The organism is Sphingosinicella microcystinivorans (genome assembly GCF_027941835.1).
Classification (GTDB): Bacteria; Pseudomonadota; Alphaproteobacteria; order Sphingomonadales; family Sphingomonadaceae; genus Sphingosinicella.
This window is the reverse complement of sequence record NZ_CP116005.1, coordinates 3,679,520-3,696,085: the sequence shown is the minus strand read 5'-3', so window position 1 is coordinate 3,696,085 and position 16,566 is coordinate 3,679,520. Positions and strand designations below refer to the sequence as shown.

15 protein-coding genes are annotated in these 16,566 nt (G+C 71.9%); 9 read left to right on the top strand and 6 right to left on the bottom strand.

Translation table 11 applies throughout. The annotated features are described in order from the left end of the window. Positions 1 to 8 precede the first annotated feature (8 nt). Positions 9 to 1,076 (bottom strand): A/G-specific adenine glycosylase, encoded by a 1,068-nt coding sequence (gene mutY, locus PE061_RS17820; protein WP_271256555.1) that lies wholly within the window; start codon positions 1,074 to 1,076, stop codon positions 9 to 11. Positions 1,077 to 1,090: 14 nt separating this feature from the next. Here mutY and PE061_RS17815 point away from each other — a divergent pair, with 14 nt between their 5' ends. The 8 genes from PE061_RS17815 (at position 1,091) to PE061_RS17780 (ending at position 8,676) form a co-directional block, all read left to right on the top strand. Beyond that, a complete protein-coding gene (locus tag PE061_RS17815; protein WP_271256554.1) occupies positions 1,091 to 1,600 on the top strand; it encodes a DUF721 domain-containing protein in 510 nt (169 codons plus the stop codon). A gap of 137 nt (positions 1,601 to 1,737) precedes the next feature. Next, the gene (locus PE061_RS17810; protein WP_271256553.1) at positions 1,738 to 2,466 is read left to right on the top strand and encodes a thioredoxin domain-containing protein; all 729 of its coding nucleotides are present in this window, start codon (positions 1,738 to 1,740) and stop codon (positions 2,464 to 2,466) included. 35 nt (positions 2,467 to 2,501) lie between these two features. Next, on the top strand, positions 2,502 to 5,957 hold the full coding sequence (locus PE061_RS17805) for a chromosome segregation SMC family protein (protein WP_271256552.1): 3,456 nt from the start codon (positions 2,502 to 2,504) through the stop codon (positions 5,955 to 5,957). Positions 5,958 to 6,119: 162 nt separating this feature from the next. After that, positions 6,120 to 6,476, top strand: coding sequence for an AtpZ/AtpI family protein (locus PE061_RS17800; RefSeq protein ID WP_271256551.1), 357 nt, complete (start codon positions 6,120 to 6,122; stop codon positions 6,474 to 6,476). A gap of 5 nt (positions 6,477 to 6,481) precedes the next feature. Then, positions 6,482 to 7,228 carry a F0F1 ATP synthase subunit A gene (locus tag PE061_RS17795; protein ID WP_271256550.1) on the top strand — a complete coding sequence of 249 codons (747 nt, stop codon included), beginning with the start codon at positions 6,482 to 6,484 and terminating at the stop codon, positions 7,226 to 7,228. A gap of 48 nt (positions 7,229 to 7,276) precedes the next feature. Then, positions 7,277 to 7,504: a F0F1 ATP synthase subunit C gene (locus tag PE061_RS17790; RefSeq protein WP_271256549.1), complete on the top strand. Its 228-nt coding sequence runs from the start codon at positions 7,277 to 7,279 to the stop codon at positions 7,502 to 7,504. A gap of 81 nt (positions 7,505 to 7,585) precedes the next feature. Next, positions 7,586 to 8,068 (top strand): ATPase, encoded by a 483-nt coding sequence (locus PE061_RS17785; RefSeq protein WP_271256548.1) that lies wholly within the window; start codon positions 7,586 to 7,588, stop codon positions 8,066 to 8,068. Between the two features lie 5 nt (positions 8,069 to 8,073). Continuing rightward, positions 8,074 to 8,676: a F0F1 ATP synthase subunit B gene (locus PE061_RS17780; RefSeq protein ID WP_271256547.1), complete on the top strand. Its 603-nt coding sequence runs from the start codon at positions 8,074 to 8,076 to the stop codon at positions 8,674 to 8,676. 127 nt (positions 8,677 to 8,803) lie between these two features. On the opposite strand, the gene PE061_RS17775 is transcribed toward PE061_RS17780, so the two are convergent. Continuing rightward, the gene (locus tag PE061_RS17775; protein WP_271256546.1) at positions 8,804 to 9,439 is read right to left on the bottom strand and encodes a glutathione S-transferase family protein; all 636 of its coding nucleotides are present in this window, start codon (positions 9,437 to 9,439) and stop codon (positions 8,804 to 8,806) included. 206 nt (positions 9,440 to 9,645) lie between these two features. Here PE061_RS17775 and PE061_RS17770 point away from each other — a divergent pair, with 206 nt between their 5' ends. Beyond that, positions 9,646 to 10,224 (top strand): GNAT family N-acetyltransferase, encoded by a 579-nt coding sequence (locus PE061_RS17770; protein WP_271256545.1) that lies wholly within the window; start codon positions 9,646 to 9,648, stop codon positions 10,222 to 10,224. Here PE061_RS17770 and PE061_RS17765 read toward each other — a convergent pair. The 4 genes from PE061_RS17765 to PE061_RS17750 are packed head-to-tail and all read right to left on the bottom strand — an operon-like array spanning position 10,154 to position 16,519. Further along, entirely contained in the window at positions 10,154 to 12,184 is a 2,031-nt protein-coding gene (locus tag PE061_RS17765; RefSeq protein WP_271256544.1) for a hypothetical protein, read from the bottom strand. The two genes, PE061_RS17770 and PE061_RS17765, sit on opposite strands and share 71 nt — an antisense overlap. Continuing rightward, positions 12,181 to 14,709, bottom strand: coding sequence for a DUF4159 domain-containing protein (locus PE061_RS17760; RefSeq protein ID WP_271256543.1), 2,529 nt, complete (start codon positions 14,707 to 14,709; stop codon positions 12,181 to 12,183). The genes PE061_RS17765 and PE061_RS17760 overlap by 4 nt, the downstream gene beginning before the upstream one ends. After that, a complete protein-coding gene (locus PE061_RS17755) occupies positions 14,709 to 15,530 on the bottom strand; it encodes a DUF58 domain-containing protein (RefSeq protein ID WP_271256542.1) in 822 nt (273 codons plus the stop codon). Before PE061_RS17755 ends, PE061_RS17760 begins: the two co-directional genes overlap by 1 nt. Beyond that, positions 15,527 to 16,519: an AAA family ATPase gene (locus PE061_RS17750; RefSeq protein ID WP_271256541.1), complete on the bottom strand. Its 993-nt coding sequence runs from the start codon at positions 16,517 to 16,519 to the stop codon at positions 15,527 to 15,529. The genes PE061_RS17755 and PE061_RS17750 overlap by 4 nt, the downstream gene beginning before the upstream one ends. Positions 16,520 to 16,566 lie beyond the last annotated feature (47 nt).

Sequence of the window (16,566 nt, the reverse complement as noted above, 5' to 3'; positions counted from 1 at the left end):
CACTACGGCTAAAATTGACCCACAGAGGCCGTAAAGTCCAATGCTTTACGAAACAGCGTCGGCAAATCCCGCGCGGCGGACTCGTCCGCCGCACGCCAATCCCCCGCCGGTTTCGTTATGTCCGACAGATCGCCCCAAAACACGGTCAGATGCAACTCGAAATGCGTGAAAACGTGGGACACGGGCCTCGCGCCGCGTGACCAGCGCGCCGCGGCGGGCGCGCCGGGATGCGTGCCTTCGGGATGCGGCGTGTCGGCGATCTCGCTCATCGGCAGGCCGAGCATCCCGCCGAGCAGGCCGCGCGGAGGCCGCCGCACCAGCATGATCTCGCCGCCGTCGCGCAGCACGTAGACGTTGGCGTAGCGGACCGGACGCGCGGGCTTCGGGGCTTTTTTGGGGAGCAGGTCGGCGATGCCGCGCCGCGCGGCGTCGCAGGCGTCGATCACGGGGCACACGAGGCAATCCGGGGACTTCGGGCGGCAGATCGTGGCGCCGAGGTCCATCATCGCCTGCGCGAAATCGCCGGCGCGCGCCTCGGGCGTGATCGTATCCGCGAGCGTGCGCAGCCTCGGCTTCGCGGCGGGCAGGCGGTCCTCGACCGCGAACAGCCGCGCGACGACGCGCTCGACATTGCCGTCGACGACGACGGCGCGCGCGCCGAACGCGATCGCCGCGATCGCCGCCGCCGTGTAGGCGCCGACGCCGGGAAGGCCGAGAAGCGCCGCTTCGGACGCGGGAAACCGGCCGCCGTGGTCGCTTGCGACCGCACGCGCGCAGGCGAGGAGGTTGCGGGCGCGGGCGTAGTAGCCGAGCCCCGCCCACGCGGCGAGCACGTCTCCGTCCCCGGCCGCGGCGAGCGCCTCGACGGTCGGCCAGCGCGTGGTGAACGCCTCGAAGTAGGGGATGACGGCCGCGACGGTGGTCTGCTGGAGCATGATCTCCGAAAGCCAGACGCGGTAAGGATCGGCCGCGTTCGCGCCCGGCGGCGCGCGCCACGGCAGGCGCCGGTGCGAGCGGTCGTACCATGCGAGCAGCGGCGCCGCGATGTCCTTGGGGGCGATTTCCTTGGCGGGCATGGCGCGCCTATGGCATGGGTTTCGCCATGAGGAAACCGGGCGACAGGAGGGGAGGCAGCAGGGCGGTCGCGGAGCTCGTGCCCTTCGTCGGGCGCAAGGCGTTCCGCCGCTTCGGCTTCGTCGACAGCGCGGTCGTGGCGCGCTGGCCGGAAATCGTGGGGCCGGACTACGCGCGGCATTCCACACCCGAATCGCTCAGCTTCCCGCACGGCAAGCGCAGCGGCGGCACGCTCAATCTCTCCGCGAGCGGCTCACACGCGCTGATGATCCAGCATGTCGCGCCGCAGATCATCGAACGGGTGAATCGCTTCTTCGGCTACGATGCCGTCGCGCGTATCGCGATACGGCAGGGGCTTTCAGCGGCGCGCGAGCCCGCCGAGGACGGAACGGAACAGCGCCCCGGCGAGGTGCCGGAGGATGTCGTCGGCAGCCTCAGGGCGATCGCCGACGAGGGGTTGCGGCAGAGCCTCGAGGACCTCGCCCGGCAGATGGGCGCGACGAAGGGGCCGCCGGTCATCCGTTAGTCTGAAAAGGCGCTGATCGGCTTTGACTCGGGCAGCGCGTCTCGCCATAGTGCCCCACCCGCATCTGTGGCAGGTATTGGGTTTCTTTCAGGGTGGACTACCAGATGTTGAGAAAATCGCGGTTCAAGACGTTGGGCTTGCTTGGCGCCGTCGCAGTGCTTTCCGCCTGCGGGCAGGAATCGTCCGAAGCCGCCGGAAACAAGGCCGACAGCGCGCCGAAGGCGGCTGCGCCTGATGCGCCTGCCGCGAAGTCCAACTGGGTGGAGACGGTGGCGGCGACGCCGGACGGCGGCTTCAGCATCGGCAACCCCGACGCGCCGGTGAAGCTCGTCGAGTTCGCCTCGCTCACCTGCCCGCACTGCCGCGATTTCCATGAAATGGCGATGCCGACCATCAAGGGCCAGTACATCGCCACCGGCAAGGTCTATTACGAGTTCCGCAACTTCGTGCTGAACCCGGCGGACTACGGCGCCACCATGCTCGCGCGCTGCCAGGGGCCGGGCGCGTTCTTCGGGCTCACCGACGCGTTCTTCAAGAACCAGCAGACGTGGATCGAGCCGTTCACCAAGCTCACCGAGGTGCAGACCGCGTCGCTGCAATCCATGTCGCCGGACGATCAGGTCGTCACCTACGCGAAGCTCGGCGGGCTCGACGGCTTCGTGCGCGCGCGCGGCATTCCGGAAGCGAAGTTCCGCGCCTGCCTCACCGACGCGCAGCAGCGCGGCCAGCTCGAGGCGATCCGCAAGGCCGCTGTCGAACAGTACAAGGTGACGGGCACGCCCGCGTTCGCGCTGAACGGCAAGGGGCTGGAGGGCGTGCACAGCTGGGCGGACCTCGAGCCGCTGCTCAAGGACGCCGTGAAGTAGCGTGAATCGTGTGGGCGTGAGGGAGCGGGGGACGCGTGCATTTCAGGCGGCTTAGACTCGCCGGATTCAAATCCTTCGTCGATCCTGTCGAACTCAGGATCGAGGACGGGTTGACGGGCGTCGTCGGCCCGAACGGCTGCGGCAAGTCCAACCTCCTTGAAGCCATCCGCTGGGTGATGGGCGAATCGAGCGCGAAGTCGATGCGCGGCGGCGGCATGGAGGACGTGATCTTCGCCGGAACCGACCGGCGCCCGGCGCGCGACGCCGCGCACGTCACGCTCCACCTCGACAACAGCACACGCCGCGCCCCTGCCCAGTTCAACGATTCGGACGACCTTGAAATCGTCCGCCACATCGAGCGCGGGCTCGGTTCCGCCTACCGGATCAACGGCCGCGACGTGCGTCAGAAGGACGTGCAACTGCTGTTCGCCGACGCGGCCACCGGCGCGCATTCGCCCGCGCTCGTCAGCCAGGGCCGCATCGGCGCGATCATCGCCGCGAAGCCGCAGGACCGGCGCCTGCTACTTGAGGAAGCCGCGGGCATCGCCGGGCTGCACGTGCGCCGCAAGGACGCCGAGCAGCGGCTGCGCGCGGCGGAATCGAACCTCACCCGGCTCGACGACGTGTTGCAGGGGCTGAGCACGCAGGCTTCCAACCTGAAGCGGCAGGCGCGGCAGGCGGAGCGTTACAAGAAGCTCTCCGAACAGATCAGGATCGCCGAGGCGATGCTGCTCTACGCGAAGGCGACCGAGGCGTCCGCCGACGCGAACGCCGCCAAGGCCGAAGCGGAAGCGCTGCGCGCACGGATCGAGGAAGCGACGCGGCTCGGCGCGGCGATCTCGGCGCGGCAGGCGGACGCCGCCGCGAACCTGCCGCCGCTGCGCGAGGCCGAGGCCGAAGCGGCCGCGATCCTCCAGCGCCTGAAGCTCTCGCGCGATTCGCTGAACGCCGAGCTCAACGAGGTCGAACGCCGCCGCCGCGAGGCGGAGGCGCGGCGCGAGGCGGCGGAGCGCGACATCGCGCGCGAGGATGCGCTGCACCACGACGCCAACGCCGCGCTCGAACGGCTGGCCGCGGAGGACGCCGCGATCGCCGCCCGGCTCGCCGAGGCGGAAGCGGCGCTCGGCCCGGCGCAGGCGCGCATCGCGGACCTCGAATCGGTCGTCGAGGCGGACCAGCGCATGCTTGCCGACGCGCTCGCCGCGCAGGCCGAGGCGCAGGGCCAGCGCCGCGCCGTCGAGGCCGAGCTATCGGCGCTGCGCTCGCAGATCGCGCGAGCCGAATCGGAGAAGACGCGGACGCTCGCGGCGCAGGCCGCCGCCGCGCAGGGCGACGACGCGGGCGAGCGGCTGATCGCCGCCGAGGCCCGTGCGAAGGACGCAGAGGTCGAGGCCGAGCGCGCGTCCGCCGCGATCGCGACCGGCGAGGAACGCCGCGCCGGGGCGGAGACCGCGCGCGAGACGGCGCAGGCGAAGCGCGGCGAGGCGCAGGCGGCGCTTTCGGCGCTCGCCGGCGAGCGGCAGTCGCTCGAACGCTCGCTGGCGGCAAGCCGCGCGGGCGACGCCGAGCCGCTGATCGACCGCGTGCGCGTGGTGAAGGGATTCGAGGCGGCGTTCGCGGCCTCGCTCGGCGACGACACGGCGGCGCCCGTGGGCGGCGAGGGCGGTCGCCGCTGGGCGGGCGCGGCGAAGGGCGAATGGGACCCGGCGCTTCCGGCGGGCGCGCGGCCACTGTCCGAGGTGATCGAGGCGCCCGAGGAACTGGCGCGGCGCGCGGCGCAGATCGGCGTCGTCGACGACGACATGCTGGACCGGCTGGCGGCGAAGCTGTCGGTCGGCCAGCGGCTGGTGACGACCGAAGGCCGCATGGTCCGCTGGGACGGCTTCCGCACGGAAGCGGGCGACGGCAGCGCGGCGGCGGAGAAGCTGCGCCAGCGCAACCGGCTCGCCGAGGTCGAGGCGCTGCTGCCGGATGCCGAGGCCGCCGTGGAGGCCGCGGAGACCGAGCTTGCCGCCGCGCGCGCCGTCGTCGCCGAAACCGCGTCCGCCATCGACGGCGAGCGGCAGGCGCTGCGCCGGGCGGAAGCCGCGCGCGCCGAGGCGACCAGGGCGATCTCGCAGCTCGCGGGCGAGGTCGAACGCCGCGCCGCGCAGCTCGAAGCCTTCGCGGCCGCCGTGACGCGCGCCAACGACCAGATCGCCGAATGCAGCGAGAAGGTGCAGGGGCTCGACGCGGCGCTTCTGGAGGTTCCCGCCGCCGAGGGACTGACCGAAGCGGTGACGGCGGCGCGCAATGCCGCCGACGCGCACCGCTCCGACCTCGCCATGGCGCGCGCCGAGCATGTCGCGCTCCAGCGCGGGCTCGACGGCGACAAGGCGCGGCGCGAGGCGATCACCGCCGAGCGCGAGGCGTGGGAGCGCCGCATCTCCGGCAGCGCCGCGCAGCGCGAGGAACTCGCCGCGCGAGTCGCCGCTGCGAACGCGACCATCGCCGAGATCGCCGACGTGCCCGCCGCCATCGCCGAGCGCCAGGCGCGGCTCGCGGGCGACCTTGCCGACGCCGAGGCCGCGCGGCAGGCGGCGGCGGACCGGCTGGCGGAAGCCGAAGGGAGCCTCCGCACCATCGACGGCGAGGCACGCGAGGCGACCGAGATCCTCTCGACGCTGCGCGAGGAGCGCGGGCGCATCGAGGTGCGGGTCGAGAACTGCGAGCACCGGCGCACGGAACTCAACCGCCTGTCGGTCGAGCGCTTCCAGTGCTCGCCGCAGATGCTCCCGGCGCGCTTCGAATTCAGCGACGAGAACATGGAGGACACGGAAACCCTGTCCTCCGGGCTCGACCGGCTGACCGGCGAGCGCGAGCGCATGGGGCCGGTGAACCTGCGCGCCGACGTCGAGCTCGAGGAGATCGAGACGACGCTCACGACATCGACCGCCGAGCGCGAGGAACTGGAAACCGCCATCGCCCGCCTGCGCGGCAGCATCGGCTCGCTGAACCGCGAAGGCCGCGCGCGGCTCCTCACGGCGTTCGAGGAGGTGAACCGCCACTTCGGCGACCTCTTCACCAGCCTGTTCGGCGGCGGCGAGGCGCGGCTCGAACTCATCGAATCGGACGATCCGCTGGAAGCAGGCCTCGAGATCATGGCGCAGCCGCCGGGCAAGAAGCTGCAATCGCTGACGCTGCTTTCGGGCGGCGAGCAGGCGCTGACGGCCGTCGCGCTGATCTTCGCGCTGTTCCTGACGAATCCGGCGCCGATCTGCGTGCTCGACGAGGTCGACGCGCCGCTCGACGACGCCAATATCGAACGTTTCTGCGATCTTCTCGACCGCATGACGACGCTCACCGACACGCGATTCCTCATCGTGACGCACAACGCCGTGACGATGAGCCGGATGCACCGCCTGTACGGCGTGACGATGGGCGAAAAGGGCGTCAGCCAGCTCGTTTCCGTCGACCTCGGACGCGCCGAAACGCTGCTCGCGGCGGAGTGATTTCCTGCATCCTCTCAATGCTGCTGCATTGCGGCAAGGAAGCGTTGACTTGGGCCAAGGGCGCAACTAAACGTGCGCACGCTTCGGGCGGGAGGTTCGCTTCTCCGCCCGGTGCGCCTGTATGTTTGGCCTGAGCCGACCAGCGCGGGAGTCCACAAACCGGTGACCGACCCACGCCCGACCAAGACAAGCACCTCGTTCGAGGAGCGTCTGGCCGAGGCGAAGCGGCGGGCAAATCCGGAACCGGACCCCATGCAGGTTGCAGGGTCGGCGTTCGGGCAGGGTACACGGCTGGCGATCGAGGTTGTTGCCGCGACGCTGGTCGGCGGTTTCATCGGCTACTGGGTCGACCGGTGGCTGGGGACATCGCCCTGGGGGCTTCTGGCGCTCTTCACGTTGGGTCTCGGCACGGGGTTCTATAACCTCGTGCGCGTCGTCAACGCGGAAGCGGCCAAGGTTTCGCAGGACGAGCTCGACGCTCTGCCCAAGGTGCCCGATGACGATGATGAGGAGCGTTAGGAAACGTGGCGAGTCCGCTCGAACAGTTCCAGATCAAGCCGATCGTGCCGCTCGAAGTGGCCGGAAACGATGTCTCGTTCACGAACAGCGCCGCCTTCATGCTGCTGGCGCTTTTCCTCATCTGGGCCTTCATGTTCTTCGGAACGCGCAAGGCGGAGCTGGTGCCGGGCCGCTGGCAGTCCGCAGTCGAGGCCGTCCATGAATTCGTCGTCGGCATGGTCGACGAGAACATCGGCCCCAAGGGCCGCCCCTACGTGCCGTTCATCTTCTCGCTGTTCATCTTCATCCTCGCGGCGAACCTGATCGGCCTGTTTCCCTATTCCTTCACGGTGACGAGCCACATCGCGGTGACGTTCGCCTTTGCCGCGTTCATCTTCGTGGCGTGCGTGCTGATCGGCATCGCCAAGCACGGCTTCCACTGGTTCAGCCTGTTCCTGCCGCCGGGAACGCCGTGGTTCCTCGCGCCGCTGATCATCCTCATCGAGATCATCTCGTTCCTGTCGCGCCCGGTGACGCTGTCGGTTCGTCTGTTCGCGAACATGACCGCGGGCCACATCCTGCTGAAGGTGTTCGCGGGCTTCGTCATCAGCCTCGGCCTTGCGGGCGGCATCTGGGCGGCGGTGGGCGTGCTGCCGTTCGCGATGAACGTGGCGCTCTACGCGCTCGAGCTGCTGGTCGCGGTGGTGCAGGCCTACGTCTTCGCGCTGCTCACCAGCGTGTACCTGAACGACTCGATCAACCTTTCGCATTGATCTTTTCGAAACAACCAACCAATCCAACTCGTTGAAGGGATATAGGAAATGGACGCAGAAGCAGCGAAACTCCTTGGTGCAGGCATCGCCGCCATCGGCATGGGCCTCGCCGGTGTCGGCGTGGGCATCATCTTCGGCATGTTCCTCCAGGGTGCGCTCCGCAACCCGGCGGCTGCCAACGCGATGCGCCCGAACCTGCTGTTCGGCTTCGCCGTGACGGAAGCGCTCGGCATCTTCTCGTTCCTCGTCGCGCTCATCCTCCTCTTCGTCGTCTGACGCTTGCAGGAATGAGCCGTGCCGGTGGTCGCGCGCCGCCGGCACTGCGATGTTTGACGTTGGTCCCGAGAGTCCCGAGCCATGCCTCAATTTGATCCGAGTACGGCACTTCCGCAGATCGCCTGGCTGATCCTGGTGTTCGGCGTGCTGTTCCTGATGATGCGCGGCCTCCTGCCGCGCGTCGAGAAGGTCACGGAGGTCCGGGCGAAGACGATCGGCGACGATCTCGGCGCGGCCGAAGCGGCCAAGCTGGAGGCCGAGCGGGTCGACGCCGCCTATCAGGCCGATCTCGCGAAGGCGCGCTCCAGCGCGTCTTCGGTGGTGAACGACGCCAAGGCGGCGGCGGCGCGCGACACGGAAGCCCGGCTTGCCGTGGTGAACGCCGAAGCCGAGCAGAGCCTCGCCGCGGCGGAAGCCCGCATCGGCGATGCCCGCGTCGCCGCGATGGCGAAGCTCGATGCCGTTGCCGCGGACGCGGCGGCGGACATCGTGGAGCGGCTGACGGGCAAGCGCCCCGAGGCGGCTGACGTGGACGCCGCGCTTGCGGCCGTGGCACAGGGATGACAGCGATGCAGCAGCCCGCAGGGGAAGTGACGTCGGTGGAAGTGCCGCCGAGCGTCGTTGAGACGGCACATGCCGAAGCCACCGCCGCGCACGGCGAGGCGGAGGTCCACCACGAGGTCTTCCTCGGCCTCGACAGCTACGGCTGGGTCGGCCTCGCGTTCGTGGTGTTCGCGCTTCTGCTCTGGCGCCTCGGCGCGTTCACGGGCATCGGCGGCGCGCTCGACGCGCGCGGCGCCCGCATCCGCGCCGAGCTCGATGAAGCGAAGGCGCTGCGCGCGGAGGCCGAAGCCCTGCTCGCCGAGCACAAGCGCCAGCAGGCCGCCGCCGAGAAGGACGCGGAAGCGATCATCGCGCACGCCCGTCAGGAGGCCGGTCAGATCGTCGCCGCCGCGCAGAAGAGCGCCGAGGCGATGGTCGCCCGCCGCGCCGCGATGGCGGAGGCGAAGATCGGCGCTGCCGAACGCGCTGCGGAAACCGAACTGCGCGCCCGCGCCGCGAACCTCGCGACCGCTGCCGCCGCGCAGATCATCGAAGGTTCGACCGACAAGGCGATGAAGACGAAGCTCACCGACGCCGCGATCAGCGAACTGGATCGGCGGCTACACTAGAAGCGGTTTCAGACGGATTTTCAGAAGGCCGGGGCGCGAAACGCTCCGGCCTTTTTGTTGTGTCGCGTGGCTCAACCCAACCCGTCATCCCGGCGGCAGGCCGGGATGACGGCGGATGGAAGGATGCTTACCCCGCCGCGTAGCTCGGCCGTTCCGTCACCTCCGCGTGCCAGCGCAGCGTGTTGGCGTGGTTCTCGGGGATGCGGGCCTTGATCCAGCGGGCGAAGTCGATGGCGACGATCGCGCTGATGTCGGCGATCGTGTAGCGGTCGCCGGCGACGTAGGGCGTCTCGCCGAGGCGGTCGTTCAGCATGGCGAAGAAGCCGGGGAGCAGCAGCCGTCCGCGTTCGGCGAGTTCGGGGATCTGCGCCGTATCGGGTCCGCCGCCGGGCTGCGCGCGGTTCGCGAACAGCGGCTGCGTGTTGCGGTAAATGGAGGCGATGGTGGAAAGGCCGTCGAACTCGATGCGGCGCTGCCAGCATTCGATAACGGCGGCTTCCTTCGCATCGCGGCCCATCAGGTTGGGCTCGGGGTGCAGCGTCTCGAAATAGCGGCAGATGGCGATCGATTCGTCGATCACCGTGCCGTCGTCCAGCACCAGCGCGGGGACGAGGCCGCGCGGGTTGACGGCGAGGTATTCGGGCGTGCGGTTGGCGCCCTCGGCGACGTTCACCTCCTCGATCTCGATGGGGATGCCCTTCTCGGCGAGGAAGATGGTGACGCGGCGCGGATTGGGCGCGCGGTTCATGCCGTAGAGCTTCATGGTCGATTCCCCTGTTTCGCAAACCTGATTGCACGAGGCCACGTTCTCGTCTATGCGCGCTACCCGCAACAAGGAACAGGGTTCCCGCGCATGACGTTCGAGATTCGAGGACTACGACGAGGATAGACGCCGCTTTCGAAAGCGGCGCGGATGGCGCGTGGCCATTCCTCATCCTCCTGTCACTCGAATGCTTGAAGGTTCCGCACATGACCATCGTGCCCGCCAGCGCCCGGCACGGCGCTGCCATTGAAGCGCTTCTCGACGACGTATTCGGCTCGGACCGGCACGGCCGCACCGCCTATCGCCTGCGCGAGGGCGTGCGCCCGGTCGAGGGGCTGAGCTTCGTCGCGCTGGACGCGGACGGCACGCTCGCCGGCTCGATCCAGCTCTGGCCCGTCGAATTCGCTGCCGAAAGCGGCGCCGTGCAGGCGCTGACGCTGCTCGGGCCGGTCGCGGTGGCGAAGGACCGGCAGGGCACAGGCATCGGCGCCGCGCTGATGGAAACCGCGATCGCGCACGCCGTGGCGATAGGGCGGGACGCGATCGTGCTGATCGGCGACCCGGAATATTACGGCCGCTTCGGCTTCACGGCGGAGGCGACGGGGGCTTGGGCGGTACCGGGTCCGGTGGAGCGGCACCGCCTGCTCGCGCTGCTGCCGGAGGCGCTTGCGGCGACGCTGAACACCGCGGGCGCGCTGCGGCCCGCCAAGGCGCTCAGCGCCGTTCGCGCCACCACGCCAGCACGAAAAGGCCCGCGGCGAGCAGCAGCGCCAGCGGCGGCATGAGCAGCGCCTTCTCGTCGACCGCGACGATCGCCCCGGCGCGGTTCTCGACGAGCCCGATCCAGCCGGAGCCGGCGGCGGCGTCGCCCGGCGCGACGCGGCGGACCTTCGGCGCGCCGTCCCGAAGCCAGTAACCACCGCCGCCCGACGCCTTCACGGGCGCGGCGAGCGGCGTTTCGCGCGGGCGTACCTCGGCGAACTCGGCGCTGTCTCCGGCGAGCACGTAGCGGGTCCGCTCGCCCGCCGCGACGCGGTAGAGGCCGTCCGCGCCGACCGTGACGCTGGCGCCCGTTACGCCCTCGCCGCGCGGTTCGAGCGGGACACCGCGGCCGCGGTCGGCGGGATCGGTGAGGATCGCGGCTTCCGGCGGCGTCAGCCCGCGCGCGGTGATGTCGATGCGGCGGCCCTTCGCCGAGGCGTCGAGGCGGTTCTCGTCGAGGTCGGGCTCCTGCATCAGCCAGTGCGCGATGCGGCGCAGCAGCTCGGCGTGCGGGCCCGCGCCGTCGACGCCGCGCGACCACCACCAGACGTTGGTGGAGGCGATGAGCCCGACGCGCCCGCGCCCAACGCGGTCGAGGATGACGAGCGGCTTGTCGCCCGCGCCCGACATCAGCACCTCGCCCGTTGGCGTCATGTCGCTCTGCGTCCCCCAGCGGCCCCATGCGTCGTCGCCCCAGATCTTCGGGAGCTCGGCGGTGACGGGGTGGCGGCGGCCGACGGCCGTCAGCAGCGGGCGGAACGGCGCCGCGATGCCTGGCCCGGCCGTGCGCGCGGGCAGCACGGGCGCGAGTTCGGTGCTGCCGAGGCCGCCTTGCCCCGCGAATTCGTCGCCGGTGACGACGAGCAGTCCGCCGCCCGCCTTCACGCGCGCGCCGAGGTCCTGGAAGTAGATCGGCGAAAGCAGCTCGGAGAGGCTGAAGCGGTCGAAGATGATGAGATCGAAGTCGCCGAGATGCTGCTCGAACAGCTCCTCGACCGGGAAGGGGATCAGCGACATCTCGTCGGGCGGCGTGTTGTCGAAGCTCGTCGGCAGGCGCAGGATCGTGAAGTGCACGAGGTCGATGTTGGAATCGCTCTTCAATATGTCGCGCCACACGCGCCCGCCGGGGTAGGGCACGCCCGAGACGAGCAGCACGCGCAGCCGGTCGGTGACGCCGTTCAGCCGCACCAGCGCGCGGTTGTTGACGAGCGTCGCCTCGCCGCCCGCAAGCGGCGCGACGGAGAGCGCCATCTCGATGGCGCCGCGCCGCGTGACGGGGACGGAGAGGCGCACCGGCGCGCCGGTCTGCACGGTACGCTCGGTGGTGCGCCCGCCTGCGACGGACTGCGTGAGCGTCGCCTTGCCGCCGGGCGCGTTCGGGCCGTCGTCGATGCGGATCACGACTTCGGCGGGCTGGCCGACGACGCTGTAGCTCGGCACGCGCTCGACGATGAGGCGGCGGTCGGGCGTGTCGGGGTCGCCCGCGATCAGGTGGTGCAGCGGCACGCCCGCCGGGAGCAGGCGCGGGTCCGGCGCGTCCGCCGAGATGCCGTCGCTGAGCACGACGATGCCCGCGAGCCGCCCGGCGGGCGCGTCCGACGCGGCGCGCTCGATGGCGGCGGCGAGGCGCGTCGGCTCGCCGGGCGCCTGCGGCACGGTGACGACGCGCCACTCCACGCCGGGCGACTGGCGGCGGAGCGCGGCGAGCGCGGCGTCCGCCGCGCGGGTGCGGTCGCCGATGCCCATGCTCGCCGAGCGGTCGACGACGGCGACGGCGACATCGGGCCGCACGGCGCGGCGCTCCTGAAGCCACACCGGGTTCGCGAGCAGCAGCAGGAGGATCGCTGCGATCAGCGCGCGCGGCCAGAACAGGCGCGGCGCGCGCCACAGCACGAGGCCGAGCCCGGCGGCGAACAGCGCGCCGATGAGGACGACGCCCCACCACGGCAAGAGCGGCGCGAAGCTGACCATCCGCTCCGTCATTGCGCTTTTCCGCCCATGCGGTCGAGCAGCGCGCGGGCGTGCACCTGGTCGGCCTTGTAGGTGCCGGTGAGCGCGTACATGACGAGATTGACGCCGAAGCGCAGCGCCTGCTCGCGTTGCTGCGGGCTGACGGCGCGGTCGCCCGACCAGAGCGAGGCCCAGTCGCCGCCGCCGATGACGACGCCGGAGACGCGGCCGTCCTCGCCCTCGCTGCCCGCCTCCGCCCACACCGCGCCGCCCGCGTGGCTGTGCAGCAGGTAGAAGGTGCGCGAGAGCACGTGCTCGCTGCCGACCTCGCTGAGCGCGGGCAGGCCGAGCGGCTCCAGAAGCGTGCGCGCGCCGCTGCCCGCGCCGAGCGGCCGCCCGAAATCGAACAGCACGAGGCCGCCCGCGGCGATGTAGGCGCGCAGGCGCAGCGCGGTCGCCGGGGACATGCTGCGGACGTTCGCGGCGGGCCAGTAAAGCACCGGATAGGCACCGAGCGGATCGCGCGCCGGATCGACGGCGGCGGGTTTTCCGGGGGAGACGGAGGTGCGGCGGGTGAGCGTGTGGCCGAGCGTTTCAAGGCCGCGCGCGATGCCCGCGTCCGCCGCGGCGCTGCCCGTCCGCACATACGCGAGCTGGAGGTCGGCGGCCTCGGCGGGTCTCGGCGCGGCGAACGCCAGCAGCGCCGCCGCGACCGGCGCGAGCGCACCGCGCAGGCGCAGCGCGACGAGGATGTCGACGAGCGCGAGCAGCACGGCGGCGAGGATCAGCCACGCGCCGATGTCGACCGGGGGCGAAGCTCCGGCGGCGGGGCGCAGGCCGTCCGTGCCGAGCGGCGCGAAGCTGAAGCGCGGGCCGAGCGCGCCCGCGAGGTTGATGACCCGGCGCGCGTCGCCGCTGCGGTAGAGGCCGGGCGGCGTCGCCGCGCTCGCCGTGGCGGCGTCGAACCCGGCGGCGGGGATGGTGACGGGCCGCACCGGCTCCTGCCATTCGCCGCGCGCGCCGAGCATCCGTTCCAGCACCCACGGCTTCGCGCCCGCGATGTCGATCGAGGCCGGGTTGGCGCCGAGCGGCAGCAGGCGGCGCAGCATCGCCTCGAACAGGCCGCTGATCGGCAGGCTGGACCACGACGGGTCGGCGGCGGTGTGGACGAGGATCAGCAGGCCCGCGCCGTGCCGCGCCGCGCTCACCATCGGCGTGCCGTCCGCAAGCCACGCCCAGCGCATCGCGTCGCTGTCGGATGCGGCGAGGAGCTGGCGCGAGACGCGTGCCTCTTCAGGGATCGGCAGGCCCGCGAGCGGCCCGGCATCCTCGAAGCCGCCGATCGCCTGCGGCTGCTGCCACGACAGCACGCCGCCGAGCGCCCGCGCGCCCGCGCGCAGCGGCACGGGCGAAAGCGCGCTGCCGTTCTCGGCGATGCGCGGCCCGGCGAACAGGATGACGACGGCGCCTTTCTCCACGCGCTCCAGAAGCGGCTTCGCCTGTTCAGGCTCGGCGGCGACGTCGGTGAGCACGAACAGCGTCGCCGGGTCCTCGGCGGCGGTGGCGAGCGCGCCGGTGACGACCTCGGCGTGCGGTTCGAGCGCGCGGCGCACGTAATAGCCGCCCGATTCGAGCGGCGGCGCGTTCGACGGCCCCTCGACGGCGACGACGCGCGGGCGCGCCGCGCTGCCGTCCGCCAGCCAGATCGCCTGCGCGCTGCCGCCCACGGTGAGGCGGCTGACGTCCGCGCGTTCCGAAGCGTCGAGGCGGACGCGGAAGGTGGCGACGTCGCCCTCGAATGCAAGCGGCTCGGCGGATAGCGTCTCGCCCCGGCGGCTTCGGAAACGGAGCGACGCGGCGGCGAGACCCGGCGGCGCGATCACCTGCCCGCTCCAGCCTTCGTTGGTGCGCCCGGCGGCGCGGATCGCGGGTTCGGCGGGCGGCACGGCGAGGAGTTCGCCGCCGGCAAGCGTGCGGCGGAGCGCGGGCGCGCCCGCGTCCTCGATGCCGTCCGAAACCCACAGGAAGGCGGCGTCCCCGGGCAGCGCGGCGGCGCGGCGGGCGCGGTCGGCGGGCCACGGCAGCGGCGACAGCGCGGCGAGCAGGGCCTTCGCGGTCGGCGCATCGACCCAGTGCGCGTCGGGAACCGGGCCGTCGAAGGCGGTGGGCAGCACCGTGAAGCGTGTCGTCGGCGGAAGCGTGTCGATGCGTTCGGCGGCCGCCGTGACGAGCCGGTCCCACTGCGAGGCGGCGGACCAGCCGTTGTCGACGACGATGGCGAGCCGCGCGGGCGGCGCAGCCGCGGGCGTCGGCTTCCACACCGGCCCGGCGAGGCCGACGAGGAGCAGCGCGACGATGCCGATCCTGAGCAGCACCAGCCACCACGGCGGCGTCGCGGCGGGCGGCGGCGGGATCTCGGCATCTCCGAGTAGCACGATCGAGGGCAGGCGCACGCGCCGCACGGCGGGCGGCAGGCGGCGCAGCAGGAACCAGAGGAACGGCAGCGCGAGACCGGCGGCGAGCAGCCACGGCGCGGCGAAGCTGAATGCGCCTCCCATCAGGCGGCCTCGCGCAGCCAGCCCGCGATGCGCGCCGCGTGCGCGGCGGCGTCATCACCCGTCACAACCTCGACGAGCAGCCAGCCCGGCCGGTCGCAGGCGGCGGCGAGCCGGGCGCGGTGCGCGGCCCACGCGGCGGCGTAGGTCTCGGCGAGCGCTTCGGCGCGTCCGGCCTCGAACGGGCGGTCGCCCGGCTCGACGGCATCGAAATGCACGCGGCCCGTAAAGGGGAAGGCGATCTCGGCGGGATCGGCGACGGCGATGACGACGCCCTGCGCGCCCGCGGCGGCGGCGGCCGCGATCCAGTCGAGCGCGCCGGGTGCGAGGAAATCGCCTGCCGCGAGCACGATGTCGGCGGGGCCGGGGGACGGGATCAGCGGCGCTTCGCCGTTCCCGTGCGGGGCGAGCAGGGCGTCGCCACGCAAGGGGCGCGGGTCCGGCGGCGCGCAGCAGGTCTCGCCCGCCTCGTGCGCCGCGAGGCCGAGCGCGGCGACGAGCGTGTCCGCGAGGTCCGTCTTGCGGGGCAATGCCGCATCGGAGGCATAGTCCATCGAGGCGCTGGCGTCCGACCAGAGCCAGAGCCGCACCGGGTCCTCGCGCTCGCGCTCGCGCACGTACAGCTCGTCGCTGCGCCCCGAACGGCGCCAGTCCACCTTGTCCGCCGCCTCGCCGGGGGTCAGCATCCGGTATTGCCAGAATTCCGCGCCCGGACCCGCGGCGCGGCGCGGGTGCGCGCCCGCGTGACGTGCGGCGCGGGCGCGCGTCAGGCGCAGCGGGCCGAGCATGGCCGCGATGCGTTCGGCGTCGAGCGGCGTGCTCACTCCAGACCGGATTCGATCGCCCGGATGAGATCGGCGGTGGTGCGGCCCTCGCTGCGTGCCGCGAAGCCGAGCTGGACGCGGTGGCCGAGCGCGGGCTGGAGCAGCGCCGCGACGTCCTCCAGCAGCGGCACCGGGCGGCCTTGCAGGAAGGCGCGGGCGCGCGCCGCCGTGATGAGCGCCTGCCCGCCGCGCGGTCCCGGTCCCCACATCAGGCCGGGGTTCTCCGGGCCGGGGCGCAGGCCGCGCACGGCGCGCAGGATCGCGTCGACGACGCCTTCCGGCACCGGCATGTGCGTCAGCAGCGTCTGCGCCTCGATGAGATCGGCGGCTTTCAGCACCGGTTCCGGCACCGGCTCGTCCGCGCCCGTGGTGGCGACGAGGATGGCGCGCTCATCCGCAAGCGCGGGGAAGTCTATGTCGATCTGGAGCAGGAAGCGGTCGAGCTGTGCTTCGGGGAGCGGATAGGTGCCTTCCTGCTCGATGGGGTTCTGCGTGGCGAGCACGTGGAACGGCCGGGGCAGGGGCCGGGCCGCGCCCGCGACGCTGACCTGCCGCTCCTGCATCGCTTCAAGCAGCGCGGACTGGGTGCGCGGGCTGGCGCGGTTGATCTCGTCCGCCATCAGCAACTGCGTGAACACCGGGCCTTCGATGAAGCGGAAGGCGCGGTCGCCTTCGCGCGACTGTTCCAGAACCTCGGCGCCGAGGATGTCCGACGGCACGAGGTCGGGCGTGAACTGGATGCGGCGCGTGTCGAGCCCGAGCACGGTGCCGAGCGTCTTCACCAGCCGCGTCTTGGCGAGGCCGGGCAGGCCGACGACGAGCGCGTGGCCGCCCGCGAGCAGCGCGACGAGCGCCAGCTCGATCACGCGGTCCTGCCCGATGATGGTGCGCGCGATCTCGGCGCGGGCGTCGGCGAAAGCGGCGGCAAGCGCGTCGAAGCGCGCTTCGGCCTGCTTGACGTCGAGAGGGGGCTTGGGTTCGGTGTTCACGGCACTCTAATACGTCGGGTGATCAGGGTTACAATCATCGCTGCGCG

Coding starts and splice junctions, on each gene's coding strand:
- mutY (WP_271256555.1), bottom strand. CDS start 1,076: ATGCCCGCCAAGGAAATCGCCCCCAAGGACATCGCGGCGCCGCTGCTC.
- PE061_RS17815 (WP_271256554.1), top strand. CDS start 1,091: ATGGGTTTCGCCATGAGGAAACCGGGCGACAGGAGGGGAGGCAGCAGG.
- PE061_RS17790 (WP_271256549.1), top strand. CDS start 7,277: ATGGACGCAGAAGCAGCGAAACTCCTTGGTGCAGGCATCGCCGCCATC.
- PE061_RS17785 (WP_271256548.1), top strand. CDS start 7,586: ATGCCTCAATTTGATCCGAGTACGGCACTTCCGCAGATCGCCTGGCTG.
- PE061_RS17780 (WP_271256547.1), top strand. CDS start 8,074: ATGCAGCAGCCCGCAGGGGAAGTGACGTCGGTGGAAGTGCCGCCGAGC.
- PE061_RS17775 (WP_271256546.1), bottom strand. CDS start 9,439: ATGAAGCTCTACGGCATGAACCGCGCGCCCAATCCGCGCCGCGTCACC.
- PE061_RS17770 (WP_271256545.1), top strand. CDS start 9,646: ATGACCATCGTGCCCGCCAGCGCCCGGCACGGCGCTGCCATTGAAGCG.
- PE061_RS17765 (WP_271256544.1), bottom strand. CDS start 12,184: ATGACGGAGCGGATGGTCAGCTTCGCGCCGCTCTTGCCGTGGTGGGGC.
- PE061_RS17760 (WP_271256543.1), bottom strand. CDS start 14,709: ATGGGAGGCGCATTCAGCTTCGCCGCGCCGTGGCTGCTCGCCGCCGGT.